Raw genomic sequence first — 16,757 nt, 5'->3', positions numbered from 1 at the left:
CGTGCCGTCCGAACCGAAGGCCGCGCGGTCCCTCCTCGTCGGCGTGATCGGCCATGTCGATCACGGCAAGACCGCGCTCGTTCGGGCGCTGACCGGCACCGACACCGACCGGCTGAAGGAGGAGAAGGCCCGCGGCGTCTCGATCGTGCCGGGCTTCGCCCTGCTGCGCCCAGTCGGCGGCGGCGAGATCGACCTGATCGACCTGCCCGGCCACGAGCGTTTCGTGCGCGCCATGGTGTCGGGCGCGACCGGCATGCGCGCGGTGCTGCTCGCCGTCGATGTCCGCGAGGGCATCAAGCCGCAGACGGTGGAGCATCTGGAGATCGCCCGACTGATCGGCGTGCGCCGCGGCGTCGTCGCACTGACGAAGTGCGACCTCGCCGGGCCGGACGCCATCGCCGCCCGCTCGGCGGAGCTGCGGGCGGTGGTGGCGCGGGCCGGGCTCACCGAAGTCGCCGTGGTGCCGACCTCGGTGGTGGCCGGCGCCGGTCTCGCCGAACTGTCCGAGGCACTCGCCCGACTCCTGCGCGCCGCGCCCGGCGCGAACGACGACGGCTTCCCCTATCTGCCGATCGACCGCGTCTTCGCGCGGCCGGGCTTCGGCACGGTCGTCACCGGGACGCTGCGGCGGGGCCGCCTCGCCGTCGGCGACCGGGTCGCGGTGATGCCGGGGGGCGCCATCGCCACGGTACGTGGCCTGCAGATCCACGGCCGCCCGGTCCAGGCCTCCGAACTCGGCCGCCGCACGGCAGTGGCGCTACGCGGCGTCGAACTCGCCGACCTGCACCGGGGGCAGGCGCTCGCCGCCCCGGACATGCTGGAAGCCTCGCGCTGGATCGACGTGAGCCTGTCCACGGTCGCGGGCGCCGCGCCGCTACCGAGCGGCACCACCGCCCGCCTGCTCTACGGCACGACCGAGGTCGGCGTGCGCCTGCGCCTGCTCGACCGCGATGTCTTGGAGCCCGGCGAGACCGCCCCGGCTCAGCTTCAGGCCGAAACCGACCTCGTCGTGCCGGCGCGCGAGCCGTTCATCCTGCGCAGCGACACGCCGCCCGCCACCCTCGGCGGCGGGCGCGTGCTCGATCCGCTCTCGCGCCGTCGCCGCCGCAACGACGCAAAGGTGCTCACCGAACTCGCGACCCTAACCGAGGGCAAGCCGAAGGATATCCTGACCGCACGCCTCGCCCGTGAGGGCGCCGCGGGAGTGCGGCTCACCGATCTCGCCCGGCTCGTCGGCATCGCTCCGGATCGGGTCCGGCGTGGGCTCACCGAGATCGGCGCCCGCGAGATCGGCGAGCGCTTCCTCGGCGGCCCGGCCTTCGCCGGTCTGCGCACAGCCCTGCTCGACGCCCTCGCGCGCCATCACCGCGACCACCCGATCGAGCACGGGCTGCCCCTCGATCGGCTCGCACGGGCGGCGAAGGCGGACGAGGCGGTCACCGCCGCAGCGCTGCGCGACCTCATCGCCACCCGCGACGCGGCGCAGACCGGCCCGCTGTTTCGCCGCGCCGATTTCGACCCGACCCGCAACGAGACCGAGCACGTGCGCGCGCTGGAGGCCGTGTTCCGAAAAGGCGGCCTCACCCCGCCCGACGAGATCGAGGCGGTGGGCCGCGACATCCGCCGCCAAGCCGCGCTCAAATACCTGCTCGCCTCCGGCACGCTGGTCCGCGCTCTCGATCGGGTCCAGAAGCGCACGATCCTGTTTCACCGCGATGCCATCGAGACGGGCAAGGCGCAGCTCGCCCAGACCTTTGCCGGTCAGCCCACCGGCTTCCTGGCGAAGGAGGCCGGGGCGGCGCTCGGTATCTCGCGCAAGTTCTCGATCCCGCTGTTGGAGCACCTCGACACGGTGCGGTTCACCCGGCGCAACGGCGACCGGCGGGTGTTTTTGAGGGATGGCAGCTGATTTTCCTTGCCTGAGGACCGCGGTCACTCTGTTGAAGAGGTTAAGCCATTTCCGTCCAGTTCGGCCATATAGGCCTGGATCGCGCGGGCTGTCCTCTCGGCTCGGGCTTCTTGATCTTTGCTGTATGTAGGGCCGAGGTTCCCGCGCTCCGTCACCAAGAGGTAGTCGATCACGTCCTGAAGCGATGCGCCCCGACGAAGATCGCCGGCTACCTTCAGAAGGTAGCCGTCATATTCATCGGCGAAGGGTTGGTGATCCCACACTTCGCCGTCTGCGAGGAGGCGGATCGGATCCCATTCCTTCCAGCCGATGTCCCGCAAGACAGACAGCTTGATTGGCGGCTTGGGGCTCACCGGGTCGCTCCCTCAGGCGTCAGCGTTCCATCCGAGCCCGCTCCTCACCGAAGTCAAGCGGATCGGAGGCCCCTACGGCTTCACCAGCAGCACGTTCACCGCCTTGGCGATCACGCTGACCCGGTCGCCCTCCTTGAGGCCGAGTTCGTCGAGGGAGTCGGCGGTCATCACCGAGGTGACGCGGTACTCGGTGCCGACGATCTGCGCCTCGACCTGGGCCATTACCGAACCGCGCTTGATCGCCACCACCTCGGCCGGGATGTCGTTGCGGGCACCGTGCTTCATCAGGGTCGTCTCCTCACTGAGAAAAAATCAGATCACGCGGGCCGCGGCCGGGCCGGGCTCGACGTGGCCGACGATGGCGGCTTGGGCGAAGCCGGCGGCCTGGATGGTGGAGAGGATCGCCGCGGCGCGCTCCGGCGCACAGGACACGAGCAGGCCGCCCGAGGTCTGCGGGTCGGTCAGCAGGTGGCGGCGCCATTCCGAAAAATCGGCCGGCAGGGTGACGGACTCGCCGTAGGCTGCCCAGTTGCGGCGTGAGGCGCCGGTCACGAAGCCGGCTCGCGCCAGAGCCTCGGCGTGGGGCAGCAGCGGCGCGGCCTCCGCCTCGATCACCACGGTCACGCCCGCGCCGCGGGCGAGTTCGAGCCCGTGGCCGAGCAGGCCGAAGCCGGTCACGTCGGTCAGCGCATGCACGTCCGAGTCGTGGGCGAGGTCGGCGCCGATGCGGTTCAGCCGCGTCGTCGTGGCGATGAATTCCGCGTAGCCGCCATCCGGCAGCGCCTCGCGCCGGATCGCCGCGGAATAGACGCCGACGCCGAGCGGCTTCGTCAGGATCAGCGCATCGCCGGCCCGCGCGTCGGCGTTGCGGCGCACCTCGTCGCGGCGGCAGGTGCCGATGACGGCGAGCCCGTAGATCGGCTCCGGCGTGTCGATGGAATGCCCGCCCGCGACCGGGATGCCGGCCTCGGCGCACAGGCTCGCGCCGCCTTTGAGGATCGCCGCCACCGTCTCGGGAGAAATTTTGCCCACCGGCATGCCGAGGATGGCGAGCGCCATGATGGGCTTGCCGCCCATGGCGTAGATGTCGGAGATCGCGTTGGTCGCGGCGATGCGCCCGAAATCGTGCGGGTCGTCCACCATCGGTGTGAAGAAGTCGGTCGTGGCGATCACGCAGGTGCCGTCGTCGAGCGCCCAGACGGCGGCGTCGTCCGAGGTCTCGTTGCCGACGAGCAGGCGCTCGAACGGGCCGGCCATCGGCTGGTCGGCGAGCAGGCCCCGCAGCACGCCCGGATCGAGCTTGCAGCCGCAGCCGCCGCCATGCGCCAGCGTGCTCAGGCGTATCGGTGCCGCATCCATCCGTTCGCCTCCGCCGCGCGGTTCACGTCCCGCTTGCGGCGTTTTAGGAGGCTCACGTCCGTTGTGAAGGGCATCATCGGCACTTGATGCCGGATCGGCGCTCGGTCAGAGTCGCGGCCCGTGACTGGGCGGCGTCCCGCCCTGGGGTCGCATCCTCTCGGAGTCTCCGAATGCTCGCGCGGCGCGCCGCCCTCTCGCTCCTTGCCGCCCTTCCGTGGAGCCTGGGCCCCGCCAGAGCCGAGGGCGCGACCAAGCCGCCGCTGGTCTTCACCGGCATCCCGGATCAGGACGAGAGCCGCCTCGTCGAGCGCTTCGGCAAGGTCGCGACGTATCTGGAGGCCAAGCTCGGCGTGCCGGTGCGCTACATCCCGGTGAAGAACTACCCGGCGGCGGTCACGGCCTTCACCAACGGGCAGGTGCAACTCGCGTGGTTCGGCGGCTTCACCGGCGTTCAGGCCCGCAAGGCGGTGCCCGGCGCCCGGGCCATCGCGCAGGGCGCGGAGGACGCCGCGTTCAAGACCTACCTCATCGCCAACGCCCGCACCGGCCTCGGCTCCTCGAAGGAGTTTCCGAAGGAGGCAGCGGGCAAGACCTTCACCTTCGGGGCGCGCGCCTCGACTTCTGGCCGGCTGATGCCCGAGCACTTCATCCGGCAGGCCTTTCCCGGCAAGGCGCCGGAGCAGGTGTTCTCCCGCGTCGGCTTCTCGGGCGACCATTCGCGCACGATCCAGCTCGTGCAGTCCGGCGCCTTCGAGGTCGGGGCGGTCGATTACACGGTCTGGGACCTCGACTCCAAGGCCGGCAAGGTCGAGCCTTCCGCCGTCAAGGTGATCTGGGAGAGCCCGCCCTATCCGGACTATCAGTGGACGGTGCGCGGCGAAGTCGAGGCGACCTACGGCGCCGGCTTCACCGAGCGCCTGCGGCAGGCGCTGACCGGCATCGACGACCCGGCGATCCTGGAGCCGTTCGGGCGCACGCGCTTCATCCCCGTGGATGACGCCGCCTACGCGCCGCTCGTCGAAGTCGGCCGCTCGACCGGCCTGCTCGACTGAGTTTTTCGTGCCCCATCCCCCGATCGTGCTAGCGAACGCCTCGGCCTCGTATCGCGGCCGCACCGTGTTCTCGGGGATCGACCTGACGATCCGAGCCGGTGAGCGGGTGGCCCTGCTCGGCCGCTCCGGGGCCGGCAAGTCGACGCTGATCGGGCTGATCCACGGGCAAGCGGCGCGCGACATCGCCCTGGTGCCGCAGGCCGCCGCGCTCGTGCGGACGCTGTCGGTGTTCCACAACGTCTATATGGGCCGGCTCGACCGGCGCTCGACGCTCCACAACCTGCGCACCCTCGTCCGGCCAGCCAAAGCCGATGTCGAGGCCGTGCGCGGCGTGCTCGCCCGCGTCGATCTCGGCGAGGCCCTTTGGGCGCGGGCCGGAGAATTGTCCGGCGGGCAGCAGCAGCGGGTCTCGGTGGCGCGTGCGCTCTACGACGGGCGGCCGATCCTGCTTGCCGACGAGCCGGTCTCCGCCCTCGACCGGCGCCAGGGCGCCGCGATCCTCGAACGGCTCACCGAGCACCACGCGACCGTGATCGTCGCGCTGCACGACGTGCCGCTGGCGCTCGCGCAGACGAACCGCATCGTCGTGCTCGATGCCGGCGGGATCGTTCTCGATGCGCCCGCCCGCGATCTCGACGCGGGGACGCTCGCGCGGTTCTACGAGGCCGCGGCGTGAGCACGGTTCTGGCGCACAAGCCCCTCGGCTATCGCGCGGCGAGCGCCGGCTTTGCCCTCGCCGCGTTCGCGGCGTTGGCGCTCGCCGACCTCCACGTGGCGAGCCTCGATCCGTGGGCCGATCTGCGCCGACTCCTCGCCGGGCTGATGCGGCCGGATTTCGCGTCCGTCCTGCCGCTCAGCATCGCCTACACAATCGCCTTCGCCGTGCTCGGCGTCGGCCTCGGGGCCGGAGCGGGCTTTCTGCTCGCCATCCCCTTCGCCCGCTCCCGCGCGGTGCGCCTCTTCTGCGCGTCCTTGCGGGCGGTGCACGAGCTGTTCTGGGCGCTCCTGCTGATGCAGATTTTCGGGCTCTCGGCGACGACCGGGCTGCTCGCCATCGCGCTGCCCTATGCCGGCATCTGCGCCAAGGTGTTTTCGGAGATCATCGAGGAGGCCGATCTCGCGGCTCTCCGCGTCCTGCCGCCGGGCACCGGCGCGGTCTCGGCCTTCCTCTATGCCCGCCTGCCGGATGTCGCGGCGAATTTGCGCCACTACACCCTCTACCGCTTCGAATGCGGCCTGCGCTCGACCCTGGTGCTCGGCTTCATCGGCCTGCCGACCATGGGCTTCCATCTCGAATCCGCCTTCCGCCAAGGCCGCTACGGCGAGGCCGCGGCGCTGCTTGCCGTGTTCTATGGCCTGATCGGCACGCGCCGGCTCTGGGTGCGGCCCGCGACCCTGCCGTTCCTGGCGGTCGCAAGCCTCCTCGTCCTGCCGGCCACGGTCGGCACGACCGACATCGGCGCCGGGCTCGCCCGCTTCCTCACCCATTCGATCGTCCCCGCGCCGTTGCGCGAGGGCGCGCTCGCCGATCCGGCGACCTGGACCGGCCTGTGGGCGTGGTTCGCCCCGATCCTGACCGGCCAGATCGTTCCGGGTGCGCTCCAAACGCTCGTGCTGGCGCAGATCGCGCTGGTGGTCACCGCTCTCGGCGCGCTGGTGCTGTTCCCGCTCACCGCCCGGCGCTTCACCGGGCCTTTGGGGCGCCCGCTCGGGCGCATTCTCCTCGTCGTCGTGCGCTCGACGCCGGAATACATGCTCGCCTACCTGCTGCTGCAACTCCTCGGGCCCTCGATGTTGCCCACGATCCTGGCGCTGGCGATCCACAATGCCGGCATCGTCGGTTACCTGATGGGCCGCCACGCCGACGGCCTCGCCTACCGCCTCGACGCGCCCAAGGGTCTCAACCTTTACGCCTACGAGACCCTGCCGCGGCTCTACGGGCAGTTCCTGGCCTATCTGCTCTATCGCTGGGAGCTGATCCTGCGCGAGGGCGCGATCCTGGGGCTACTCGGCGTCGCCACGCTCGGCTTCTACGTCGATGCGGCGATCAGCGAGCTGCGCATCGACGTGGCGGTGGTGCTCATCGCCGCGACCGTGATCCTGACGCTCGCCGTCGAGGCGCTGTCGCGTCGGCTGCGGGCAAGGCTCCGCATCGCCACGCTGCCGACCCGGCTGTCGCGCCCGCTCACCGACGCGGGCGAGCCCGCATGAAGAATCCCATGAGCCAGACCGCCCCCGCCGCGCGCCCGCCCTCGGTCGATCGCCTGCTGGCGCACGAATCCGCCCTCGCCCTGGCCGGGACCTACGGCCGCTCCGCCGTCACCGATGCGATTCGCGCGGTGCTGGCCGCGATCCGCGCCGGGGACGCGACCCTAGCAGGCCCGGACGCGTTGCTGGCCCGCGTCGCGCATCGTCTCGAACGGGACAACCGGCCCTCGCTGCGCGCGGTCCTCAACCTCACCGGCACGGTGCTGCACACCAATCTCGGCCGCGCGCCGCTGCCGCCGGAGGCGGCCCAGGCCGTCGCCGCGGTGATGACGGGCGCCTCGAACCTCGAATTCGACCTCGCCCGCGGCGAGCGGGGCGAGCGCGACGACCATCTCGAGGCGCTGATCTGCCGGTTGACCGGCGCGGAGGCCGCCATCGTCGTCAACAACAACGCGGCGGCGGTGCTGCTGCTGCTGAACGCGCTCGCCATGCGGAAAGAAGTGATCGTCTCCCGCGGCGAGTTGGTGGAGATCGGCGGCTCGTTCCGCGTGCCCGACGTGATGGTCCGGGCCGGCTGTAGGCTACGCGAAGTCGGCACCACCAACCGCACGCATCTGCGCGACTTCGAGGACGCCCTCGGCCCCCGCACCGGCCTCGTCATGAAGGTGCATGCCAGCAACTACGCGATCCAGGGCTTCACCGCCGAGGCCGGCGAGGCGAACCTGCACCGGCTCTGCACGGAGCACAGCGTGCCCTTCGCGGTCGATCTCGGCAGCGGTAACCTGATCGACTTTACCGACTACGGCCTGCCGGCCGAGCCCACCGTGCGCGCGGCACTCGCCAACGCCGACCTCGTCACTTTTTCCGGCGACAAGCTCCTCGGCGCCGTCCAGTGCGGCGTGGTCGCGGGCCGGCGCGACCTCATCGCCCGCGTGCGCAAAAGCCCGCTCAAGCGGGCGCTGCGGGTCGACAAGATGACCTACGCGGCGCTCGAAGCGGTGCTCCGCCTCTATCTCCATCCCGAGCGCCTGCACGAGCGCCTGCCGACCCTGCGGCTGCTGACCCGCAAGCGCGACGACATCGCCGCCCATGCCGAACGCCTGCTGCCTGCCGTGACGCAGCGGATCGGCGGGATCGCTCAGGTCACGGTCGAGCCCTGTACCAGCCAGATCGGCTCCGGCGCCCTGCCGGTCGAGACTTTGCCGAGCGCCTGCCTCGCCTTCCGGCCACCGGCTACGGTCGGGCGGCGCGGCGAGGGGGCATGGCTCAAGCGCCTCGCCGCCGCGTTCCGCGCCCTGCCGGTGCCGGTGATCGGTCGGATCACGGAGGGCGCGCTTCGCCTCGATCTGCGCACCTTGGAGGATGAAGCCGTCCTCCTGGCGACGCTCGATCGGTTCGACGAAGGGATCACCGCTTCGTGACCATCCCGGTGCGCGAGCGTCGCAGCGCATTTCCGATGGGACCATGCTACAGTGATCTCGGAGGCGAACGAGGCCTGGTGGCCTCCCTGGTCTTCAAAACCAGTGCTGCGCCAACAGCGTAGGGTGGGTTCGATTCCCATCCGCTTCCGCCACGACCTTTGCATCCTCGCTGCAGTATATTTTATAGTCATCACTTAGATTCATTAATGACAGTTTGACTACAGTATTGCTCTGGATGACGTCGGCGCGCAGTCTTCATCGCGAGCTCGTAAGTTCAGTGCGTTCGCAAAATTAACGTTCAGCATCCTCGCTCTGAACATCGGCTTTCCACCTCAAGCGGTCCCTCGGCAGCTTTGGCTGGATGAAGAGTAATCCGGTTGTACGCCTCTCCCGTCTGCGTCTGCCGCAGACCGGCCCAGGACCACCCACGACATCCCTTCCGCAACTGCTGACCGCTTGAGGCCACATTGTTTGGGATTGCCCCGTTTTCGGCTCACCCGCGGGGTCGACGACTGGGCGATCCGCAAACGGCACAGCCACGGCACGATCATCGTCGCTTTGCAGCGGCGCGGGCCCATCGATCGGCTGGCACCGTCGTAGACCGCAGACAGCGTCAACAACCGGCGGCTCTGGCCCATCCCGGCTCTCTCGGGCCAAGCGGCCGCAGATCATCGGCCCGGAAGTCCTCCCGCAGCGGCACGGCAGCTGACATGGCAAACCCTCCCGGTTCGTCTCATCGAATCAGATCCGCCACACCCGGGAAACCCCGTGAGTCACCCTCACCGCCGATCGGTATAAGGGGACCGTTTGTGCCGCCGGTCGTACCGATGCGGTTCGGCCGACGGTGGGGGGATTGGCGTGAAGCAGACCGGGATCTTTCTGACCCACGTGCGCTCCGCAAGAATAGACGCCCATTTTCAACGCTTGACGGATGAGACACGGTCCATCCTGCCGTGGACGATGGGCTTCAATCCCGGCCGCGGAGCGGATTTGGAGATCGGAGTTCCATACGAGCCGGCAGCGACGGCGATTCCACTCCGCTGGCAAGCCATGGTCGATAATGGCGGCGTTCGAGGCGGTCTCTTGGATGTCGCGATTTTTTCAAGTCTATTGGCCATCGAAGCCGATTACATCTGGGTCGTCGAGTACGATGTCGATTTTGCGGGAAACTGGTCGAACTTCTTCGCGCAGTTCGAGGACAACCCCGCGGATCTGTTGACGACCAGCGTCGTTTCTCAAGCCGATATGCCGGGATGGCATCATTGGCCGCGGCTGAAGCCGCCTGTCGCCCTGTCGGAAGAGCAACTGCACAGGGCCTTCCTGCCCATCATGCGCCTCTCGCGGAAGATGGTGGGCGCCTATGTCCGCGAGGTGAATGCCCGCGTCTGGGCCGGTCACTACGAAGCCATCGTGCCGACGGTCGCGCTTCTCCTCGGCTTACAGGTCGAGGATATCGGCGGAATAGGTCGCTTATGCCCGGAAGTGCGTCGCGGGAAAAACTATAGTAACAATATCGGCGGACCGAAGCTGAATAGCGGATCGTTTGTTTTTCGCCCGACCCGTCCGCGGTACTTTCACGAGAGCCCGCAGGATTTCGAGCGGCACGATTTGTTGTACCACCCCATCAAGGCCGACGTCGCGCCGTGGGAGATTGAGCGCCTCGACGGTGCGACGGGAGTTTCGTGAAAGACATCACGGTGGCGTCGCGTTGCTCCGCATGTCCTCCGATCGATGGCCCCCGCGAGGTGCCGGGCGGCGGTCGCCCGCTGGATGTTTGGAGCCGGACCATCGCTCGTGGTCCGCGCCGTTCGGCATCGAGCCCTTGCCGTGGGGCGGGCGGCGGTGTTGATGCGGGGCCATGTCCGATCTGTTCGTCTCCGCTGGTCTTCAGGCGGGTGCGCCGCGTCCGCTCGCCGACCGGCTGCGCCCGCGCCGTCTCGCCGAAGTCGTCGGCCAGGAGCACCTGACCGGGCCCGACGGCGCGCTGACGCGTTTGCTCGCGGGCAAGTCGCTCGGCTCGCTGGTGTTCTGGGGGCCGCCCGGCACCGGCAAGACCACCGTGGCGCGGCTGCTCGCCCATGAGACCGATCTCGATTTCGAGCAGATCTCGGCGATCTTCTCCGGCATCGCGGAACTGCGAAAGGTGTTCGAGGCAGCCCGGCGGCGGCGGGCGACGGGGCGGGGCACGCTGCTCTTCGTCGATGAGATTCACCGCTTCAACCGCGCCCAGCTCGACGCTTTCCTCCCCGTGATGGAGGACGGCACCGTCACGCTGGTCGGCGCCACCACCGAGAACCCGTCCTTCGAGCTGAACGCGGCGCTCCTCTCCCGCGCCCGCGTGCTGCTGTTCCGCGCCCTCGATCCGGCGGCGCTCGCCCGGCTCCTGGCACGGGCCGAGCAGATGGAGAACCGTCCTCTGCCCCTCGACGAGGAGGCCCGCGCCGCGCTGGTCCGCATGGCCGACGGCGACGGGCGCGCCGCGCTGACGCTCGCCGAGGAGGTCTGGCGCTCGGCCCGGCCCGGCGAGACGCTCGACGCCAAGACGCTCCAGACGCTGGTGCAGCGCCGGGCGCCGATCTACGACAAGGCGCAGGAGGGCCATTACAACCTCATCTCCGCCCTGCATAAGACCGTGCGCGGTTCCGACCCCGACGCCGCCCTCTACTATCTCTGCCGGATGCTGGATGCGGGCGAGGACCGCCTGTTCATCGCCCGCCGTCTCGTCCGGATGGCGGTGGAGGATATCGGGCTCGCCGACCCGCAGGCGCTGGTCGTGGCGAATGCCGCCAAGGACGCCTTCGACTTCCTCGGCTCGCCGGAAGGCGAGCTGGCGCTGGCGCAGGTGACGGTCTACCTCGCCTGCGCGCCCAAATCGAACGCGGTCTACAACGCCTACAAGGCCGCGACGCGGGTCGCCAAGGCCAACGGCTCGCTGCCGCCGCCGCGCACCATCCTCAACGCGCCGACCGGGCTGATGCGCAAGATCGGCTACGGCGAAGGCTACCGCTACGATCACGACGAGCCCGACGCCTTCTCGGGCCAGGATTACTGGCCCGAAGGCCTCGGGCGGCAGCATTTCTACGAGCCGACCGACCGCGGCATGGAGACCCGCTACGGCGAGCGCCTCGCATGGTGGGAGCGGCTGCGGCGGGAGCGGCGCGGCGAGGAATAGCGGCCGGCAAGCGAAGCCTCGTCCGCCCCATCCCAAAAAAGCCCCATGGGCATGGCCTGTGCGAGCGCTCCGGCGAGGGGCGCTCCGGCGGCCCGATGCCGAGTTTCCCTGGCGCGACACGCCGAGCGGCACGCTCAAGAGATCGAATGCTCAAGACCGCCTTCGTCGCCGCGCGCGATCGTCAGCGCCTGTCCGAGATCGCCTCGGTCCTGATCGGCTTCGGCCTGACCAAGGTCGTGGACCGGCTTGGCCTCCACAACATCCCGCTGATCCCGCGCCGGACGCCACGGGTCGACGTCACCCGCCTGTCGCAACCCGAGCGCCTGCGCCGCGCCATCGAGACGCTGGGGCCGACCTTCATCAAGTTCGGCCAGATCCTGGCGAGCCGGCCCGACCTGCTCTCGCCGGTCTGGACCGACGAACTGGAGAAGCTGCACAGCCAGGTGAAGCCGGTGCCGTGGGCCTCGATCGGGCCGCAATTGGAAGCCGATCTCGGCGCGCCGCCCGAGCAGGTCTTCGCCGAGTTCGACGTCGAGCCGATCGCGTCGGCCTCCATCGCCCAGGTGTATCGCGCCCGACTGCATTCGGGCGAGGAGGTCGTGGTCAAGGTGCTGCGGCCGGGACTGCGAAAAGTGATCGAAGCGGATCTGCGTCTGATGGCGCACGGCGCCCGCATCGTCGAGGCGGAGTGGCCCGAGATGGCCCGCTACCAGCCGCAAGAGCAGATGCGCCACCTCGCCAACGGCCTCAACGGCGAGCTCGACCTGCTCAACGAGGCCCGCAACTGCGAGATGATCGCCGAGATCTTTGCCGGCCGCGACGACATCGTCATCCCGAAGATCCACTGGGAATGGTGCTCCGAGCGGGTGCTGGTGCAGGAGTTCATCCACGGCGTCTCGCCCAACGACGCGACGGCGCTCAAGGCGCTCGGCGCCGACAAGAAGGCGCTGGCGCAGAAGGGCTGCGACGCCTTCCTGCGCATGGCCCTGATCGAGGGCGTGTTCCACGCTGACCCGCATCCCGGCAACCTCTTGGTGATGCCGAACGACCGCATCGGCTTCATCGATTTCGGCATCGTCGGGCGCCTGTCGCAGAAGCGGCGCCAGCAGCTCCTCGTCCTCATCGGCGCCATGCTCAAGCAGGACGTGGACGGCCTGATGGCGACGCTGCTCGACTGGACCGGCACCTCGAACCCGGACCTGACCAAGCTGGAGCAATCGGCCCAGAACTTCGTCCAGACCCATTCCTCGATTCCGCTCAATCTCGGGCTGGTGCTGACCGACTTCATGACCATGGCCCGCGAGAACGACCTCGCGATGCCGACCGATCTGGCGATCCTGTTCAAGGGCCTCGTCACCGCCGACGGGGTGATGCGCCAGCTCGATCCGAACTTCGACCTGTTCTCCGCCGCCGGCCCCACCGTGCGGGCCAGCATGCGCCAGCAGTTCAACCTCCGCGGCCTGCTGCGCAAGGCCGAGTCCCTCGGCACCGGCCTGTTCGGCGCGGCCTCCGAACTGCCGACCCTGATCCACCTGATGCTGGTGCGGCTCAAGCAGGGCCGCGTCACCGTCGAGATCGAGCTGAAAGGCATGGACAAGCTCGTGCGCGGCATCGAGCGCGGCGCCGCGCGGGTCGCCGTCGGCCTCGTGGTGGCGGCCTTCGCGACGCAGCTCGCGCCGCGCCTGATCGACCTCGGCACCCCGGTCTTCGTCATCATCGGCCTGACGGTGGCGATGCTCGGCGTCGGCTGGCTGCTGCTGCTCAGCCGCGACCGCTGAGGCGGAGCGGCGGCCGGACGCCGAGCCTCCGGTTCTTCTCAAGTTTTCGCGAATCGCGAAAACTTTATTCGATTTTGAAGTCGCCTTGTGAAGGCGGCCGAATCTGTTAGCGTGGAACTCGTAACGAGTCGCGGCCCGCATGGCGGCGCGGCGGGTTCAAGAAGCGGACTTATGTGAAGTCCGACACCCCGTTGAAGCCCCGGCATTAGACCACGAAGCCTCCGGCTCGCGTGCAGCGCCGACACGACCCGAGGCCGGATCGAGGCCGAGCGCCAGGGGGATTTTCATGCGAATCGGCCTGGACGGCGGCTTCGCGCCTGCCGACACCGAGCGCGTCCGTGGCGACGCGGTTTTTCAGCGAGTGAGCGAGGGCGCCTCGCGCGCCGGCGCCGTGCCGAATGCGCCCGAACCGCTCGCGGCCGGCGCCGGATGGCCCGGCTGCGTCCTCGCCGCCGTGCTCGTGCCCCCGCAGGGCTGCGACGCGCGTGTGGCCGACGAGGCTGTGCTTCTTCCTTTCGCCGCAAGCCTGGACGGCGTCGCGCTGCTCGATCCCGCCGGTCTCGTCCTCGCCGCCAACCCGCGCGCGGGCACGCTGCGCGGCGCCGCGTGGTCCGAGGGCTGGGATGGCCCGGAGGGCCGCGCGGCGGCCGAGGCCGCGCTGGCGCTCGCCCGCGGCGGCAGCCCGGCCCGCTTCCGCTCCGCCGCGGGCACGGTCTGGTGGGACGTGACGGTGACGCCGGTGGCGGGCGCGAGTCCGCGCCTCCTCGCGGTCGCCCGCGACGTCTCGGAGCAGCGCCAGGGCGAGGCGCGTCAGGCCGTGCTGCTGATGGAGATGGAGCACCGGCTCAAGAACACCCTCGCCATCGTCCAGGCCATCGCCACCCAGACCCTGCGCAACGCGCCCTCGCTCCCCGCGGCGGCGGAGGCGCTCGGGGCGCGGATGCTGGCGCTCGCCCAGGCGCACGACGTGCTGATGCAGGGGGCCTGGGCCAGCGCCTCGCTGCGCGGCCTCGTCGACGGCGCGGTGCGCCTGCACGGGGACGCGACGCCGGAGCGGTTCCACGTCACCGGCCCCGAGATCATGGTCGGCCCGCGGGCGGCGCTGACGCTCGCCCTGATGCTGCACGAACTCGGCACCAACGCCGCCAAGTACGGCGCCCTCTCGAACGAGGACGGACGGGTCGGGATCGGCTGGCGGATCGCGGGCGAGGCCGGGAACGAGTGGCTGTGGTTCCGCTGGGCCGAGCATGGCGGCCCTCCGGTGAGCCCGCCGACCCGCAGCGGCTTCGGCTCTCGCCTGATCGAGCGCAGCCTCGTCCACAGCTTCGGCGGCAGCGCCCGCCTGCGCTATCCGCGCGGCGGGGTCGTCATGGCCCTGGTGGCGCCGTTGGCCGCGGTCGCCGCCGAGGGTTGAGGTCCCGGGAGGCGGTCTCCCGGGATGCGGCGCGGTCGGTCACGCCCGGATTGCGGGCTTCGCCTTGAGGGCGGTGGCGAGCGCCTTGAGCTGCCGGTCGAGGTCGGCCAGCTCGTTCAGGGCGATGGTCTTGTGGCCCGCCTTGACCGCGCGCTCGATGTCGCTGACCTGCGAGGAGGCCATGCGCTTCAGTTCGGTCGCGAGTTGTTCCCTGGTCATCGGCGCTCCTTTCAACACCAAGGCTCGAGCATCGGCCCGAAAGGTGGACACCGGCTTTCGGAAAAAGCCGATGCGATACAAGAGCCGAGAGGATCGTGATCCTCTCGGGTGGCTCGTTCGCGGCACGGCCGCCGCACCGCGGCTGCCCTCGAGGGACGGCGACGGCGCAGGGGTCTTCCGCGAAAAGCCCTGAGGCCGGTGATAGGCGCTTAGCCTTAACCGGGGGTTTTTGCCGGACGCATTTGGTTCACCCTGGCGCGCCGCGCGGGCCGCGACGGCAGGACCGCCCTCGCCCGATTGCCTCCCGGCGCCCCTCGCCTCTAGACCGGCATCAGCGCACCAAAAAACATCCGGAAAGCCCATGCAGGCCTACACCACCCTCGCGGCGACCTTCGCCCGCCTCGGCGCCCTCGACGATGCCGGCGGCATCCTCGGCTGGGACACTCAGACCCAGATGCCCGACGGCGCCGCCGACACCCGCGGCGAACAGATGGCGACCCTCAAGGTGCTGTCGCACGAGATTCTGACCGATCCGCGCACGCTGGAGCGGCTCGATGAGGCCGAGGCCGATGCCGAAAGCCTCGGCGAATGGGAGCGGGCGAACCTGCGCGAGATGCGCCGAGCCTACGTCCACGCGGCGGCCGTGCCGGGCGACCTCGTCGCTGCGGCGTCCAAGGCCGCGACCCGCTGCGAGATGGTCTGGCGCGAGGCCCGCGCCGAATCCGACTTCGCCCGGCTGCGCCCGCACCTGACGGAGGTGCTGCGGCTCCAGCGCCGCGTCGGCGAGGCCAAGGGGGCGGTGCTCGGGCTCTCGCCCTACGACGCCCTGCTCGACGGCTACGATCCGGGCATGCGCCAGGCCCGCATCGATCCGCTGTTTTCGCAGTTGCGCGAAGTCCTGCCCGATCTCGTCGTGGAAGTCCGCGGGCGGCAGGCCGCCGAGGCCCCGCCCCTGACGCTGCCCGGCCCGTTCCCGGTCGCGACCCAGCGCGAGTTGGGTCTCAAGCTGATGAGGGCGGCGGGCTTCGATTTCTCCCGCGGGCGGCTCGATGTCAGCCTGCATCCGTTCTGCGGCGGCGCCACCGACGACGTGCGCATCACCACCCGCTACGACGAGGCCGCCGTCACCGGCGCCCTGATGGGCGTGCTGCACGAGACCGGCCACGCCCTCTACGAGCAGGGCCGCCCGGCCGCGTGGCGCCATCAGCCGGTGGGGCTCGCCCGCGGCATGAGCCTGCACGAGAGCCAGTCGCTGCTGGTCGAGATGCAGGCCTGCCGCGGCCTCGACTTCTGCGCGTTCCTCGCCCCGGCGCTGCGCGCGGCCTTCGGCGGCGCCGGCCCGGCCTGGACGGCGGAAAACCTGCACCGCCTCTACACCCGCGTCGAGCCCGGTTTCATCCGGGTCGATGCCGACGAGGTGACCTACCCGGCCCACGTCCTGCTGCGCTACCGCCTGGAGACTGCGATGATCGCGGGCGACCTCGCGGTGGCCGACCTTCCCGGCGCGTTCGATGCCGGGATGAAGGAGCTGCTCGGCCTCACCGTGCCGAGCGACCGCCTCGGCTGCCTTCAGGACATCCACTGGCCCGGCGGCAGCTTCGGCTACTTCCCGACCTACACGCTCGGTGCCCTCGCCGCCGCGCAACTCTTCGCGGCCGCCAACGGCGCGGTGCCGGAGATCCGCCCCGGCCTCGCCCGCGGCGATTTCTCGCCGCTGCTCGGCTGGCTGCGCGCCAATGTCCACGCCCGCGCGAGTCTCATGGAGACCGACGACCTGCTCGTCGCCGCCACCGGCCGGCCGCTCGGCACCGCCGACTTCCTGGCGCATCTGCGGGGGCGCTATCTCGGGCAGGCGTAACCCGGCTCGGGTCG

General features: G+C 70.1%; 14 protein-coding genes and 1 tRNA gene. 11 read left to right on the top strand and 4 right to left on the bottom strand.

From position 1 onward, the window contains the following. The first annotated feature begins 1 nt into the window (after position 1). On the top strand, positions 2–1,909 hold the full coding sequence (gene selB / locus ASG52_RS18140; RefSeq protein ID WP_056246350.1) for a selenocysteine-specific translation elongation factor: 1,908 nt from the start codon (positions 2–4) through the stop codon (positions 1,907–1,909). Positions 1,910–1,932: 23 nt separating this feature from the next. Here the strand turns inward: selB and ASG52_RS18135 are convergent, their stop codons facing one another. The 3 genes from ASG52_RS18135 to selD all read right to left on the bottom strand — a co-directional run bounded on the left by ASG52_RS18135 (position 1,933) and on the right by selD (position 3,621). Continuing rightward, positions 1,933–2,262: a hypothetical protein gene (locus tag ASG52_RS18135; protein WP_056246348.1), complete on the bottom strand. Its 330-nt coding sequence runs from the start codon at positions 2,260–2,262 to the stop codon at positions 1,933–1,935. A gap of 72 nt (positions 2,263–2,334) precedes the next feature. Beyond that, complete coding sequence (locus ASG52_RS18130) at positions 2,335–2,547, bottom strand: TOBE domain-containing protein (RefSeq protein WP_056246344.1); 213 nt, start codon at positions 2,545–2,547, stop codon at positions 2,335–2,337. Positions 2,548–2,574: 27 nt separating this feature from the next. After that, positions 2,575–3,621, bottom strand: a complete 1,047-nt coding sequence (gene selD, locus ASG52_RS18125) for a selenide, water dikinase SelD (RefSeq protein ID WP_056246342.1) — start codon at positions 3,619–3,621, stop codon at positions 2,575–2,577. A 170-nt stretch (positions 3,622–3,791) separates the two neighbouring features. On the opposite strand from selD, the gene ASG52_RS18120 reads away from it, so the two are divergent. The 9 genes from ASG52_RS18120 (at position 3,792) to ASG52_RS18080 (ending at position 14,666) form a co-directional block, all read left to right on the top strand. Further along, complete coding sequence (locus tag ASG52_RS18120; protein WP_056246340.1) at positions 3,792–4,673, top strand: putative selenate ABC transporter substrate-binding protein; 882 nt, start codon at positions 3,792–3,794, stop codon at positions 4,671–4,673. Between the two features lie 7 nt (positions 4,674–4,680). Then, positions 4,681–5,349, top strand: coding sequence for an ATP-binding cassette domain-containing protein (locus ASG52_RS18115; protein WP_056246338.1), 669 nt, complete (start codon positions 4,681–4,683; stop codon positions 5,347–5,349). After that, the gene (locus ASG52_RS18110) at positions 5,346–6,884 is read left to right on the top strand and encodes a PhnE/PtxC family ABC transporter permease (protein WP_286159095.1); all 1,539 of its coding nucleotides are present in this window, start codon (positions 5,346–5,348) and stop codon (positions 6,882–6,884) included. The genes ASG52_RS18115 and ASG52_RS18110 overlap by 4 nt, the downstream gene beginning before the upstream one ends. An 8-nt stretch (positions 6,885–6,892) precedes the next feature. Beyond that, the gene (gene selA, locus ASG52_RS18105) at positions 6,893–8,302 is read left to right on the top strand and encodes an L-seryl-tRNA(Sec) selenium transferase (protein ID WP_286159094.1); all 1,410 of its coding nucleotides are present in this window, start codon (positions 6,893–6,895) and stop codon (positions 8,300–8,302) included. 59 nt (positions 8,303–8,361) lie between these two features. Further along, positions 8,362–8,454: transfer RNA gene (locus ASG52_RS18100), tRNA-Sec, on the top strand. Positions 8,455–9,160: 706 nt separating this feature from the next. Then, positions 9,161–9,988: a hypothetical protein gene (locus ASG52_RS18095; protein ID WP_056246332.1), complete on the top strand. Its 828-nt coding sequence runs from the start codon at positions 9,161–9,163 to the stop codon at positions 9,986–9,988. A 172-nt stretch (positions 9,989–10,160) separates the two neighbouring features. Further along, the gene (locus ASG52_RS18090) at positions 10,161–11,474 is read left to right on the top strand and encodes a replication-associated recombination protein A (protein ID WP_056246329.1); all 1,314 of its coding nucleotides are present in this window, start codon (positions 10,161–10,163) and stop codon (positions 11,472–11,474) included. Between the two features lie 146 nt (positions 11,475–11,620). Continuing rightward, the gene (locus tag ASG52_RS18085; RefSeq protein ID WP_056246326.1) at positions 11,621–13,252 is read left to right on the top strand and encodes an ABC1 kinase family protein; all 1,632 of its coding nucleotides are present in this window, start codon (positions 11,621–11,623) and stop codon (positions 13,250–13,252) included. 286 nt (positions 13,253–13,538) lie between these two features. After that, positions 13,539–14,666 (top strand): sensor histidine kinase, encoded by a 1,128-nt coding sequence (locus tag ASG52_RS18080; protein ID WP_056246322.1) that lies wholly within the window; start codon positions 13,539–13,541, stop codon positions 14,664–14,666. A 39-nt stretch (positions 14,667–14,705) separates the two neighbouring features. Here the strand turns inward: ASG52_RS18080 and ASG52_RS18075 are convergent, their stop codons facing one another. After that, positions 14,706–14,885 (bottom strand): hypothetical protein, encoded by a 180-nt coding sequence (locus tag ASG52_RS18075; RefSeq protein WP_056246319.1) that lies wholly within the window; start codon positions 14,883–14,885, stop codon positions 14,706–14,708. A gap of 361 nt (positions 14,886–15,246) precedes the next feature. On the opposite strand from ASG52_RS18075, the gene ASG52_RS18070 reads away from it, so the two are divergent. Then, positions 15,247–16,743: a carboxypeptidase M32 gene (locus ASG52_RS18070; protein WP_056246317.1), complete on the top strand. Its 1,497-nt coding sequence runs from the start codon at positions 15,247–15,249 to the stop codon at positions 16,741–16,743. The last annotated feature ends 14 nt before the right edge of the window (positions 16,744–16,757 follow it).

The sequence above is a fragment of the Methylobacterium sp. Leaf456 genome, from assembly GCF_001425465.1.
GTDB lineage: Bacteria > Pseudomonadota > Alphaproteobacteria > Rhizobiales > Beijerinckiaceae > Methylobacterium.
Note: the sequence above shows the minus strand (reverse complement) of the source record. Positions and strands in the feature narration are given on the sequence as shown.